Source organism: Vreelandella sp. ssv, from assembly GCF_059448525.1.
Genome location: NZ_CM182545.1, coordinates 2,873,620 through 2,886,056 on the forward strand (window position 1 = coordinate 2,873,620; position 12,437 = coordinate 2,886,056).

At 49.6% G+C, this 12,437-nt stretch carries 12 protein-coding genes; 4 read left to right on the plus strand and 8 right to left on the minus strand.

Features of this window, described 5'->3' with window-relative positions:
- Positions 1 to 32: 32 nt before the first annotated feature.
- Together AC5TBW_RS13105 and AC5TBW_RS13110 are read left to right on the plus strand one after the other, a co-directional pair.
- Entirely contained in the window at positions 33 to 2,867 is a 2,835-nt protein-coding gene (locus AC5TBW_RS13105; RefSeq protein ID WP_495508987.1) for a bifunctional diguanylate cyclase/phosphodiesterase, read from the plus strand.
- A 27-nt stretch (positions 2,868 to 2,894) separates the two neighbouring features.
- The gene (locus AC5TBW_RS13110; RefSeq protein ID WP_495508988.1) at positions 2,895 to 3,698 is read left to right on the plus strand and encodes a PEP-CTERM/exosortase system-associated acyltransferase; all 804 of its coding nucleotides are present in this window, start codon (positions 2,895 to 2,897) and stop codon (positions 3,696 to 3,698) included.
- 35 nt (positions 3,699 to 3,733) lie between these two features.
- Here the strand turns inward: AC5TBW_RS13110 and AC5TBW_RS13115 are convergent, their stop codons facing one another.
- From AC5TBW_RS13115 to AC5TBW_RS13130, 4 genes are all read right to left on the minus strand, one after another.
- Complete coding sequence (locus AC5TBW_RS13115; protein WP_495511968.1) at positions 3,734 to 4,357, minus strand: hypothetical protein; 624 nt, start codon at positions 4,355 to 4,357, stop codon at positions 3,734 to 3,736.
- Between the two features lie 145 nt (positions 4,358 to 4,502).
- Positions 4,503 to 5,468 carry a zinc-binding metallopeptidase family protein gene (locus tag AC5TBW_RS13120; RefSeq protein ID WP_495508989.1) on the minus strand — a complete coding sequence of 322 codons (966 nt, stop codon included), beginning with the start codon at positions 5,466 to 5,468 and terminating at the stop codon, positions 4,503 to 4,505.
- 95 nt (positions 5,469 to 5,563) lie between these two features.
- Positions 5,564 to 6,295 (minus strand): oxygen-insensitive NADPH nitroreductase, encoded by a 732-nt coding sequence (gene nfsA, locus AC5TBW_RS13125; RefSeq protein ID WP_495508990.1) that lies wholly within the window; start codon positions 6,293 to 6,295, stop codon positions 5,564 to 5,566.
- 102 nt (positions 6,296 to 6,397) lie between these two features.
- Entirely contained in the window at positions 6,398 to 6,889 is a 492-nt protein-coding gene (locus AC5TBW_RS13130) for a metallophosphoesterase family protein (RefSeq protein WP_495508991.1), read from the minus strand.
- A gap of 201 nt (positions 6,890 to 7,090) precedes the next feature.
- Between AC5TBW_RS13130 and AC5TBW_RS13135 the strand changes: the two genes are divergently transcribed.
- Positions 7,091 to 7,858, plus strand: a complete 768-nt coding sequence (locus AC5TBW_RS13135) for a methyltransferase domain-containing protein (RefSeq protein WP_495508992.1) — start codon at positions 7,091 to 7,093, stop codon at positions 7,856 to 7,858.
- A 77-nt stretch (positions 7,859 to 7,935) separates the two neighbouring features.
- Here AC5TBW_RS13135 and AC5TBW_RS13140 read toward each other — a convergent pair whose 3' ends face one another.
- Together AC5TBW_RS13140 and AC5TBW_RS13145 are read right to left on the minus strand one after the other, a co-directional pair.
- A complete protein-coding gene (locus tag AC5TBW_RS13140) occupies positions 7,936 to 9,615 on the minus strand; it encodes a methyl-accepting chemotaxis protein (RefSeq protein WP_495508993.1) in 1,680 nt (559 codons plus the stop codon).
- 132 nt (positions 9,616 to 9,747) lie between these two features.
- Entirely contained in the window at positions 9,748 to 10,323 is a 576-nt protein-coding gene (locus tag AC5TBW_RS13145) for a bactofilin family protein (RefSeq protein WP_495508994.1), read from the minus strand.
- 204 nt (positions 10,324 to 10,527) lie between these two features.
- On the opposite strand from AC5TBW_RS13145, the gene AC5TBW_RS13150 reads away from it, so the two are divergent.
- Complete coding sequence (locus AC5TBW_RS13150) at positions 10,528 to 11,109, plus strand: bactofilin family protein (RefSeq protein WP_495508995.1); 582 nt, start codon at positions 10,528 to 10,530, stop codon at positions 11,107 to 11,109.
- Positions 11,110 to 11,143: 34 nt separating this feature from the next.
- Here the strand turns inward: AC5TBW_RS13150 and AC5TBW_RS13155 are convergent, their stop codons facing one another.
- Together AC5TBW_RS13155 and AC5TBW_RS13160 are read right to left on the minus strand one after the other, a co-directional pair.
- Positions 11,144 to 11,899: a HesA/MoeB/ThiF family protein gene (locus tag AC5TBW_RS13155; protein WP_495508996.1), complete on the minus strand. Its 756-nt coding sequence runs from the start codon at positions 11,897 to 11,899 to the stop codon at positions 11,144 to 11,146.
- 4 nt (positions 11,900 to 11,903) lie between these two features.
- Positions 11,904 to 12,404, minus strand: coding sequence for an Lrp/AsnC ligand binding domain-containing protein (locus tag AC5TBW_RS13160; protein WP_495508997.1), 501 nt, complete (start codon positions 12,402 to 12,404; stop codon positions 11,904 to 11,906).
- Positions 12,405 to 12,437: the final 33 nt, after the last annotated feature.

Here is a 12,437-nt window from a genome sequence, read left to right on the forward strand (position 1 = left end):
TACTCGTTCCTGGCTAGGATGCTGCTGCTGCGATGAAATCACCTAACCTCTTTCGGATACCTCGGCGCCTTAGCTTAACATGGCGCGTCATCGCCTTAAGTAGCCTACTGCTTTTAGCACTAGTGACACTATTTACTTGGCTGGGCCACGAAAACCTTACTCGCCAGTTTCAAGAAAGCCGTAGCCAACACCATGAGCGCCAGCAGCGTGAAATTCGTTTAGCGCTTGCTCGTTCCTCTGAGAATTTACGCCAGTTGGCTGGCTTAACTGCTGCATCTGCTAGCTTAGGCCCTCCTTTACTAGCAGGTAATAACGTTGATGTGGAACAAGCGCTGGACTCCCAATGGCCAGCACTTCAGCTTGAAGCGGGCATCGATGAAATTTTAATCATTAACACTCGTGGCCAGGTGCTTGGCAACTGGGGCTCAGGTAATTCAGAAATGCAGCTCCCCATCCTCAGTTGGGTGCGGCGTGTCATGAATACCGAACGGCCATTAACAACGCTTCGCTGCTCAATAAGTTGCCAACAATTCGCGGCTGTGCCGGTGCTGGTAGAAGGCGAGAGCGTTGGCATGGTTGTGCTTTCCCGCTCATTAGCTGATGTCACTCGGCAAGCAAAAGAAGTCTCTGGGAGCGAAGTTGCGTTACTGGTTACAGGCTTAGCGGAAGAAAGCAATATAACAGCCGCTCGTCAGTTGAAAGCATGGAACGGTCATCTGTTAGCGTTAACCAGTGAAGAACAAAGCCTGGGACCGCTGAAGCGTGCGGCGGAGGCAGTGCCAGTGCGCCGTTTGATGGAAACACCATTAAGCCTTGAGCACGCGGGCAGGCATTTGGAACTCAGCGCAGTACGAATGGAAGAGGACAACGAGCGTAGCAATATTGGCTATTTCCTGCTGATATCGGATATTACTGGCCAAATTGAAGCCATTAATCAGGATACTCGCACGTTGCTGTTCGTAGGGGTGCTCGGCTGGTTTGCCGCTGAGCTACTGCTCCTCGTCATACTCCTTGGCCCTATGGCTCGATTGCGCCGTGTCGCCGGCTTGCTGCCTGCCCTGGCCAACGGAAAGTTTAGCGATATCCATGCCGCCATCCCCAACCATCGCCGTGGCATTCCAGACGAAATAGACGTACTTGAAAGCACCACGCTTGAGCTTTCACGCCAACTTGAACTGCTTCAATGTGAAGTCCAGGAGCGCGGGAACCAATTAGCTGAGCGGATTGATGAGCTAGCCAAAGAGCGTGATTTCGTCAATGGCTTACTGGATACTGCTCAGGTATTTATCATTGCCCAGGACAGCACAGGCCGCATCAGTCTAGTCAATGCATATACCCAGCTAGTGTTAGGCATGAGTCAATCCTCCCTGCTCGGTCGTCTTTTTGCGGATGTATTTGATGCTGGCATTACCACCTCGGTGGCTTCATTTACCCTTCCTCAGCAAGAAGAGAAAACGCTACGCACACCTGACCAACACATCCACACCATCGCCTGGTATCACGCGCCTTTGCATACAGGTAACGACGGGAAGGTTTCACGCATTTCAGTTGGCCTCGATATTACCGAACGCAAGGCCGCTGAAGCCCGGCTTACGTGGCTTGCCGAACGTGACCCGCTCACGGAGCTTTACAATCGACGCTACTTCCAAAATGCGCTACAAATCGCCATTGAACGCGCTGCCAATGCAAAAGGAGCCGTGCTACTGCTGGACTTAGACCAGTTCAAAGAAGTTAATGAACTGAGCGGGCATCATGTGGGTGACAAGTTATTGCGAGAAGTAGCAGACACGCTTTTTCATAATCTAGGCCGCCGCGGCGTCATTGCCCGCCTAGGAGGTGACGAGTTTGCGCTGCTCCTGGAAGATGCTAATGCTGAACAAGCGATCAGAGTCGCGCAATATATAGTGCAGTTATTAGACGGCATCGGCTTCGTTGTCGGAGAGCGACGACATCGGGTAACGGCCAGCATTGGTATTGCCCTATTCCCAACCCATGGCAATACGCCTGCCGACATACTGGCTAGTGCCGACGTGGCTATGTACAAAGCCAAGGCAAGCGGTATCCAGCATTGGCATATACTTTCCAAGTCGGAAAATGCCAAAGACGAGCTACAAGAACGCGTTTACTGGGTTGAACGCATCCACGATGCGCTTGAAGAAAATAGCTTTGAGCTAATGATCCAACCCATCATGCGCCTGGAAGACCAAGACGTAAAACACCATGAGGTACTGCTGCGAATGCTTGACGCAGATGGCAGCCTCATTGCTCCCGCGCACTTTATTCCTATTGCTGAGCAGAGCGGACAAATTGTCTTAATCGATCGCTGGGTATTGCGGCACAGCTTAAAGGCACTTAGCCAATTACAGGATCGGGGTATCACACTAGCGGTGAACCTCTCTGGCCAGTCCCTACACGATGGAGGGTTAAAACAGTATTTGGCAGACGAGCTGACGGCCAGTGGCGCTGATCCTCACCACTTAATATTGGAAGTAACAGAAACAGCTGCGGTTACTGACTTTTCTACCGCACGGGGAGTATTACAAGCAGTTCGCGATCTGGGTTGCCGTACCGCACTGGATGACTTTGGGGTAGGCTTCAGCAGTTTCCACTACCTCGGGCAACTGCCCGTCGATTACATTAAAATTGATGGCTCTTTTATTCGCAGTTTGCTAATTAGTCCTGACAGTCGCGTCATTGTTCGCGCTATTGCTGACATTGCTAAAGGTTTTGGCAAGCAAACGATTGCTGAATTTGTTGATCAGGAAGCACTTATACCTATCTTAAAATCCTATGGAATAACTTATGGTCAAGGTTTTTATTTAGGGAAGCCATCGCAACTTCAGAAACTAATCACATCTATATATTAAAAACACCACAAAACCAAGGAATCAAAGATGTCAACAAAAATCGACCATATTTTAGAGCCAGCTGCATTACCATTAAAATCAAGCATAGACCCACATCAATTTTTCAATAATTTTAAATTCATTATCGCCCACTCTCCTGATGAGAAGAAACGCGCATTTTTATTACGCCATCAAGTTTTCAATGATGAGTTGAACTACAACATTGGAGATAAAAAAAGCTCCACTCTAGAAAAAGACTCACATGACCAACACTCAATACTTTGTCTTCTTCAGCATCGAGAAAGTGGAATCGATGCTGGATGTTTAAGAATTGTCGTCATAGACCAAAATATTAACGGCTTTCCACAAACTTTACCCCTTGAAGACTACTGCTCTAATAGCTTAACCAACCCTGACTACCATCCAGAAAAAATGGCTAAAAACTCTATTTGCGAAGTTTCTAGATTAGCAGTCAACCCGCTATTCAGAAAGAAAAAAAACCCTCCAATCAACTATATCGATTTAAATAACGACATCGGAAATCACTCAGTCATTAGTTTAAGCTTATTCCTTGCCGCCACGGCCATTGTCGGTTTAGCGCACAGAAGACACGTCTTTGCAATGTTAGAACCAAGATTTAATAGACTGCTTAAGGCATCTGGCCTTCACTTTCAACAAGTAGGCGAAATTATAAACTATTGTGGAAATCGAGCAGCATATTATATCGACCAGAATGTAGCTATTGCAAACTTACCACCACAACTAATACCGCTATACACATGTATAGAAAAAGAGCTTGCTATTCAAACAATCTCTCGAAAATCACAACCTCATCATCTAATTAGAATTTAAACTCTCAACCTCTCCAGGCAACTATAGTTTCAAAGTTATGTAGATTCATTAAAGTCATTAACCTTAACGCTAGTAAATTTCTCCAAAAAAAAGACTAGTGTTTCAGGATACTTGAAACGCTCTTCAAATCGCTCTTGGCCATCTTGTGTACGTCGCGTAACGCTCGCTTGATAGCCACCCTCATATTTTGACACTTTAACGCTATTCTCCCGAGCCCCATCACGTGTAACGGCCGTTATTGGAGAGCTAGTCGCTAATAAATCATCCAACTGGCGAGCATCCGCCTGCTCTTCTTCGGTGGCCCATAGCGGTTGATCACGATTTCCATAATGGTAAAGCATGATGACTAACATGACTGAAAAAATGCTGCTGGTAAGCATCCAGGTTAAAAGGACGCTCGACAGCGGTGTAGTGAGCATGATGAATAACTGAAGCACAATTCCAATCGCTAATACCACCGCTAGAGGCCGCCACATGCGCGGGTTCATAAACCGGCGCTTGAGGATATACCCCCACAGCCCAATCACTGCTAGTGCCCCCAACAGCAAATACACAGGTGAAAGCAGCGTTCCACCTCCTGCCAATATAGCGATGGCACCAATGATAAGTATCAGTGTGTAGAAAGCTGCTAAAAGGCGGTAAGCGCGATCTAGGTTCATCATTCATTCTCCATACTGTATGGCCGATATTATGCGTGGATAATCGGCCTTTGTTGTTATTATCTTTCGTTATCACCATGCTTATAACGTTGAGGCAATGCCGCGACTGCTTTATGACGCGGCGATATCCAAATGTATAGTTCTATTACAGCCCTTGCGCTCCCCGACGTAGCCAATCATGTACAAACGCAAGCTTATGGCGAGCCGTTTCAGAAAGCACAAAGGGGTACAGATCCGGCAAGCCCATTGAACGGTTAACGTGATTAACGCCCACCGTGAGCTCTGCTGCTACATAAATCAAACGCTCAGCATCTGTCTCTGCATACGGCTCCCACTGATGGCTTGGCAGTTGCGGCGATGAGAGTTCTGAGGCTGCAAAACTATCGGCTATATCCGTTAAATGCAGCAGATGTGCAGCAGTCTCGGCCCAGTCTTCGTGAGGGTGGGCAGACGCATAAGTCGTCAGAAAGCTCTCCTTCCAGTTCGGCGGCGGGCCCTCTGTGTAGTGGCGCTGAAGCGCGGCCGTATAATCCTGGCGCTCGTCACCGAACATCTCACGAAACGCATCAAGAAAATCCTCACGCAGGCTAAGCCGCCACCAAAGCATGTGCGAGATTTCGTGTCGCATGTGGCCAATCATCGTGCGATAAGGCTCTTCTAGTGCCTCGCGACGGGTTGTGACAAGAACGGGATCTACTTCCGCCACACTAATGGTCACCACGCCTTCTATATGTCCCATCGGCACGGGTGAGCGCCCCTCTGCCAGCAGATGGAAGGCTGGCGGTGCGCCGGGGTCTTCCGGACGGAACCAGTGCCATCGACCCAGGTTATCCAGCACCCAGCGTTTGGCCGCTTCGGTTTTCGCCCAGTTAGGTATCGCGTTGGGTAGTTCTGGATCGGGTGCTAAAGCTGTCATGGCGCAAGAGCGGCAAAAAGCGCCCTCTTCAGGTGCGATCCAATTACAGCCAATAATGTCTCGATTGATGCAGAACGGCGGCATTGGGACAAAAGCACGGGCCTGAGGGTCATAGGCAACGGGCGTTCCGTCAGCAGTGGTGAGGTTGTCGAACCAAAGAGAGCCGGAACCGACGGGGTTAGCAAATACGCGCATGCGGTGAAGCTCCTGATAGCGAGGAAAAGAGAATCTCTAATAACGAACAGAGCCTTCTCTTTTCCAAAAATTCCATTAAAAAGTGTGCTGAGCCCCTATTTCATCTCAAAACCACGCTTGATTAAAAAATCACGCATGTGGGGGCGAAGCTTATTGTCGAAAAGCGGCTTAAGATTATGCGACCAATCGGTATCTTTATTACTGCTGCTGCGGGCTTGGTAGTAAGCCTGCATGGTGTCATCAAAGGTTTTCACCTGCTCACTGTCTTCAGTGTAGTAGTCTTCTTTAAGAACTGCTTCCACTGGTAGGCGCGGCTTAACTTCAGGGTCATGATCTGGATAGCCAAGACACATGCCAAATACGGGGTAAACGTGTTCGGGTAAGTGTAATAGGTCACTAATTTCTTGCGGGTTGTTACGGATACCGCCGATATAGCAGATACCCAATCCTTCAGATTCTGCAGCCACCGCTACATTTTGCGCCATGAGCGCCGTATCCACAGTCGCTACTAATAATTGTTCCGTCATGCCACGCACAACGTTCGCCCCTGTGCGCTCAGATGCTTCGGTGGGACGCTTCATATCAGCACAAAACACTAAAAAGTCAGCACACGAGGCAACGTAATCTTGTCCACCGGCAAGCTCGGCGATCTTTTCGCGATTCGCCTGATTTTTCACATGGATGACGGTGTATGCCTGAACATGGCTGGACGTAGCAGCCCCCTGCCCGGCTTGAATCAATTCATGTAGTAACTCGCTCGGTATCTTCCGATCACTAAATTTACGAATGGAACGGTGGGATTTAAGTAACTCAATTACGTCGTTCATGGAGCCTCTCTTTTCTGGGTAACACTTATCTGAATAACAACTGAATACAGGGTAACAGATTTGTACAAGATGACAGGGTTAGCCTGTTGCACCAAAAGCTGCCTAAAACAAATGGATAACCGCGCCTCGCACCCCGCGTTGGTTTATCCATAGTTTACCCAGCGTTAAAGGCAGATTAAAACGGCGCTTTCCGGCGGCGCCAGGGTTGAACAGCAGCTTGTCCGCTTGACGCTCATTACGGGGTTTATGTGAGTGGCCGTGCAAAATGACATCGCAAGAAGTCGTCGGATCAAAATCTTCTAAGCGATGAACGAGGTGCAGATGGCGATCATTAACAATGATGTCTTGCTGCATCGGCAAGCTCCCCGCCCAAGCGGCCGTATCGATATTGCCTCGTACACAGTGAACGGGTGCCAGCGTTTCCAGACGCTCTAAAATCGCTTTGTCCACGTCTTTATTGCCTACATCACCTAAATGCAGGATTAGCTCGCACCCTTGTAATAATATAAGCGCCTCATCACGTAACAACCCATGGGTATCGGCAATGACCCCGACGGGAGAGACGATGTTGTAACGCGATATTGATAGGCTCATTAACACCCTCCATTGGTGTTGCTAAATTGCACCGCATGCTGCTCACTGTTAGCAAAATATCTTTAGAACAAATAGGTAATACCACAGTATTTATTAGAATTTTATTGTCTATCTAATAAGTTAGCCATCGGCAGGCTATACTGCTAAGGCTATATGTTTATGCTACCCCTTGATGGAATAATAACGACGCAGGAAGCCGACATGACCAATATCTCTCAAAACGCACCCGGGCAAGAGTGGAATGCCAGCGACTACGCCCAAAATGCTAATTTTGTGCCTAAGCTAGGCAGCGACGTCGTCAAACTGTTGGCACCTCAACCCGGTGAACGCATTTTGGACCTTGGCTGTGGCGATGGCGCGTTGACAGAGCGCTTAGTGCAGCTAGGAGCTAATGTCCTAGGGATCGATGCTTCAGAAGAGATGGTCACTGCAGCACGTCAGCGTGGCATTACTGCCCGCGTGGTCGATGGCCATCAGTTGCCCTTTGATCACGAATTCGATGCCGTATTCAGCAATGCGGCCCTGCACTGGATGCTTGATCCCCAGGCGGTTCTAGCTGGGGTTAAGCGAGCGTTGAAACCAGGAGGACGGTTTGTGGCCGAGTTTGGAGGTCATGGCAATGTTGCTGCTATTTGCACCGCGCTGATTGCGGCCCTGCAGTTTCGTGGCATTAGCGCTCGTGGCCGTCACCCTTGGTACTTTCCTACTCCGCATGAGTATGCTGGCATGCTGGAAACAGTCGGCTTCAAAGTTGAAAGCATTGAGCTAATTCCTCGCCCTACTCCATTACCTACCGGCATGATTGGATGGCTTGAAACCTTTGCCAGTCCTTTTCTACATGGGCTTGATGAAGATGTGCGAGAGGCCGTGCTGGAAAATACCTTAACACTACTGGGCCACAGCCTACGTGATGAGCAAGGTAACTGGACGGCCGACTATGTTCGTCTGCGCGTATCTGCCCGCGCGTGAAGCTTTTCGATCTTCTGAACGTTAAACACCGCCGATAGTGGTTTTTTTAATTTCGGCGGCGTTTACTTAAATAAGACCTAAAATTCGTCCCATTCGTCGACAGTGGCTTTTTGGCTTTGCATCGTCTGCTGACGGGGGGCTGTCTCAACGAGACGACTGGCTGCTGGCGCTTGGCTGGTATCGTAGCCTGTTAGTGCACCATTACTGGCAGCGCTTTCATCAATGCGGAAAGTAGCCATCAAATCGGATAGCTCGCGTGCCTGTCCTTCTAAAGAGCTTGCGGCGGCGCTGGTTTGTTGAACCAGAGAAGCATTTTGCTGAGTGACCGAGTCCATTTCGGTAAGGGCAGCATTAATCTGCTCAATGCCGCTATTCTGCTCCCGTGTCGCGGTCGAAATCTCACCCATTAGTGCGGTGACTTGACGAATCGCGGCCACCGTTTGATGAATCGTTTTTCCACTGCGCTCTGCTTGTTCAGCGCCACCGTTAATTTTCGTGGTGGTTTGCTCAATCAAACTACGTATCTCTTTCGCTGAGTCTGCACTGCGCGTCGCTAATGAACGGACTTCGCTGGCGACCACTGCAAAGCCACGACCTTGCTCGCCTGCACGCGCGGCTTCGACAGATGCATTGAGTGCCAAGATGTTGGTTTGAAAGGCAATAGAATCAATAACACCAATAATATCGTTTACTTGGCCCGCGCTAGCTGCAATCTCACGCATTAATTGCACCGTACGCTCTACCTCTTCTCCTCCTGACTCCGCAGACTGTGATGCCGCCACTGAAAGCTGATCCGCCTCTTGAGCCGTTTCAGCATTTTTACTCACTGTTGCCGACATCTCTTCCATACTAGAAGCGGTCTGTTGTAGTGATGAAGCCTGCTGCTCGGTTCGGGAAGAGAGATCCTGGCTCCCCGCTGAAATATTGCCTGCTCCACTGAAAACACGCTCACTACTGCCCCGCAAAGAAACCACCAATTGTTTTAATTTCTCCTGCATAGCCGCTAGACCACTGAATAGCTGGCCAATTTCATTGCGACCACGGTCCTCAATGTGGCCCGTTAGATCGCCACCGGCAATTCGGTCGAAATGCGCACTGGCGTCGCGCAGAGGCCTTACTACGTTACGCATCATTGCCCATCTAATGACCACCGCTGCCAAGAGTGAAATCACTAACAGGGTAATGGCAATGACACCGATAACAGTGGCTAAGTGGTCCACCTGTTGTAGGACACTAGCCCCGCGCCCTTCGGTATAGGCAATAAATGCACCCATTGCCGCATCCAGATTGGCGCTTAATATGCCTAACTCTTCCTGCCGACGCTGAATTTGAAAAGGAGCGGCCTCTAACAACGGGGAAATGCCCTCTGTCACAAAGGCTTCATAGGCGCTGATAATCGCATCGCGGTGAGGCGCAAGTGTGCCTTCGGGATCGACTGGCACAGCCCTAAATTCATTAAAACGCGCCTCTGCAGCAGCGACTGCTTCTGCTGCCATAGCAAGGCTCTCTTGGCCTTTTTCTGGATTACCTTGGGTGCTAAAACTTGCCGCACGGTCTAGAAAAGTTTGCGCTCTCAGCGAGTGCACTTGTGTACGATTGGCTAAGTTCGTGAGCCGTACGTTAGTGTTTGTCAGTTCCTCAAGTGCTTGAGAGCTATTATGATTCGCATAGAATCCAAGCCCGCTGATCAACCCAATCATCAGCACCAGCAAGGCTAACGCGGCAGTCAGACTCCATTTAATAGAGAGGTGCTTCATCCCATTGATCCCTTTTTCATTTATAAGTCATTCAGTTAAGTATCGGCGAGGGTCAAGACAACTGAAATGATTTAGGGTGATTTCAGACGTTTGTATACTTTGTGGCGTAAAAAGGGAGCGCGGTGACAGCCTTTAAGACACCATGGCAACTTTTGGTCGATGACGACAAGACTGCGGGGCTACCTCCACCTGTAGCCAAGCTCCCGACATACACGCTAACCGGGGTGCTTCGATCACACCTTGTATTCGAGCTCGTGCTTGCAGCGTGGCCTTGGTATTGGCTTTCAGGGTGCCTACCACGTGACCATCAATCTCGACACTACTCCCTTCCACATAGGACGTTACATAGCCGGTGGCGGTCACCGAAACCGTGTGATTAGGCGCAATTACTGTCCCTATTACATGCCCTTTAATGAGTATGGGCTCATCGGCGATTACTTTGCCTGCAATATAGGTAGCCGCCCCAATTCGACTTCCTTGAAGGGAGTGTTCCGATGCGACTTCCACAGCGGTAGCGTCAACCGATTGTAGCGGTGTCACCTCCTCAAGCGGTTCGTTACGAATAGGCGAAGTACCGACGGCAGATAAATGCTGCGGACGATTGGATAAACCAGCAATGCGCTGTGCTCTCCTACAACGCTTGCCGTCCAGTACAATTAGCGTCATGGCACCAACGCCTAGAATAATAAACCATGCTTGAATACCCATACCGCTACCCTGTCGCCTTAAATGTGATTATCCGAGTTAACGTTATACTCGCTCTAAAACGAAGTCAGCAGCGTGAATAGGCACCCTCACTTGGCTTAACTCCAGGCTTTGTTATGTAAATAAGCAGATTAAAGTATTAGATGAATGTTTAGACTAACGTGCGCCTAGTAAGACGCTCTGACGACTTTCAACTGGAGTCAACCGATGTTTAATAAAGCTAAGAATGCCCCGCCAGAGAATAAATCTGCGACGCTGATCGCTACCGAGCCGCGTTCAGCACCTTCGCTCTCGTCAGGTAATAGTGCGCGTTCAAGCCTCTCGGTCATCGGTAGCAACACACAAGTGGAAGGCGATATTAATAGTGATGAAGATTTGACGGTAGAAGGACGCGTCAGCGGCATTATCACATGCAAACAGCACACGGTGACGCTAGGCACTAATAGCCGGATTAAGGGCGATGTCTATGCTCACACACTGCATGTATCGGGCGAGGTAAAAGGGAACTTAGTGGCACTTCATAGAGCAACCATTCACAAGGGAGCCCAAGTTTCAGGCGCGATTGTTGCTCCATCCCTGGTGCTGGAAGATGGTAGCGTTTTTCACGGCAGCATCGATATGAACCCTAATAATGAGATATTAAAAACTGCTTTTAACGATGTGTCAGCCAGCGCTAAACAGTCATCTCCTCTGAACAACACCGACGCTGCTGCTCCTCAAAAATCGACTACTAACAAACCTGTTGCTACTAAGAATCAAGCTGTCCAGCACGATCAAACTGAAGTTTAAACGGAGGATAGCAGCCCTATTGTTATTTGCACGCCTAATGGTATTGAGCACATACGCTACAGGCGGGATCGCGGGGGACTTGAAAATGTCGCCATTGACCACTGAGCCCATCAAACGTAGATAACCCCTGGTGGGCAGTGCCTGCGCCGCTTAGCAGCTTAAATGCTTCTACTGCCTGAAAGCAGCCTATCAAGCCTACCAGTGGCGCCATGACCCCACTTTCTGCACAACTAAGGGCTTCGTCGCCACTCTCATCTGGTGGGTACAGGCAGGCATAGCAGGGGCAAATCGCATTTCGGGGATCAAAGACGGCCAGCTGTCCTGAAAAACGAATGGCGGCGCCGGAAATCAGTGGTACCCCGGCCTTTTGCGACGCTGCGTTCACCGCATAACGGCTTGAGAAGCGATCCGTACAGTCCAGCACCACATTCGCTGACGCCACTAAGCGCTCCAGCTCTTCACCTTCTACATGCTGGTCTAACGCCACGATCTCACAATGCGGATTAAGTGCCTGCATGCTGGCCTGGGCTGAGAGCGCCTTGTTTAAACCCAAGCTTTCCTGCTGATGTGCTATTTGGCGCTGAAGATTGGAAAGCTCGACATGGTCGGCATCGGCTATCGTAATATGCCCTACCCCCGCTGCAGCTAAATAAAGCGCCGCCGGCGAACCCAAGCCACCTGCACCAATAATCAGTGCGTGAGCAGACTGCAGGCGCTCTTGGCCCTCGATATCCACTTCGGGCAGCATGATTTGACGGCTATAGCGCAGCAGCGCCTGATCATCCATCATTTTCTTACTTATCCTCAAATTCCTCGAAGGCGGGAATGTGCAAATTGGAACTCTCTTTCACCTCTTCCATCACCACATAGCTTTTCGACTCTTTCACTCCGGGAAGCGTTAACACTACATCGCCCAACAGCTGCCGATAGGCGGCCATTTCAGGGATACGGCACTTCAAAATATAGTCGAACTGACCTGATACTAAATGACACTCTTGAATCTGTGGGAGCTTCTCGACCGCGCGGCGGAATTCATCAAAGACGGCGGGCGATTGCGTTTCTAAACTGATTTCGACAAAGACTAATAAATTGGCCTTCAAGGCACGCGGGTCGAGAATCGCCTGATAGCCACGGATAATGCCAGCCTTCTCCAAGCGCTTGACACGCTCGAGACAAGGGGTTGTGGATAAGCCCACTTCCGAGGCTAAATCAACATACGAAATACGCGCATTTTCCTGCAGGCAGCGCAGGATTTTAAGGTCGATACGGTCCAGCGTTCTATTTTTAGGTTTCATGGCAGGATCCAATACTGATGAATCAGGCAGTTA